The organism is Vibrio sp. 10N.222.49.C9, assembly GCF_041474985.1.
GTDB classification, from domain to species: domain Bacteria; phylum Pseudomonadota; class Gammaproteobacteria; order Enterobacterales; family Vibrionaceae; genus Vibrio; species Vibrio crassostreae_C.
In genome coordinates this window covers 1-387 of sequence record NZ_JBFRVD010000363.1, presented here as the reverse complement: position 1 = coordinate 387, position 387 = coordinate 1, and the positions used below count along the sequence as shown (strand labels likewise).

Annotated in this window: 1 protein-coding gene; it reads left to right on the top strand. The window is 47.5% G+C overall.

All coding sequences use genetic code 11. The features are described 5' to 3' along the window. Window positions 1–371 (top strand): TMEM165/GDT1 family protein (locus AB4585_RS23515; protein WP_372171188.1); only part of this gene is annotated, 371 nt, incomplete at its 5' end. Between the last annotated feature and the right edge of the window lie 16 nt (window positions 372–387).

The following is a 387-nucleotide window of genomic DNA, read 5'->3' as shown; positions in this document are numbered from 1 at the left end:
TGTTAAACCCGGCGATTCTAAAGTGGGTTGTTGTAGCAAGCTTTGCCGCTATGGCTTTGTGGGTACTTATTCCCGACAAACTAGATGAAGATGAGTCTATTTCGAACAAAGGTCCCTTTGTGGCCAGCTTTATTGCTTTTTTCGTGGCTGAGATCGGAGACAAGACGCAGATTGCGACCTCAATCTTAGGGGCGCAATACTCGGATGCATTGATGATGGTTGTGCTGGGCACAACGATTGGGATGTTACTTGCGAATGTGCCAGTTGTGATTATTGGGAAGTTATCAGCAGAGCGCTTGCCACTGGCAATGATCAGAAAGGTAACGGCCGCACTATTTGCAATACTTGCGGTAAGCGCAGCCATTTACTAGAGAGGCGAGACTAAGC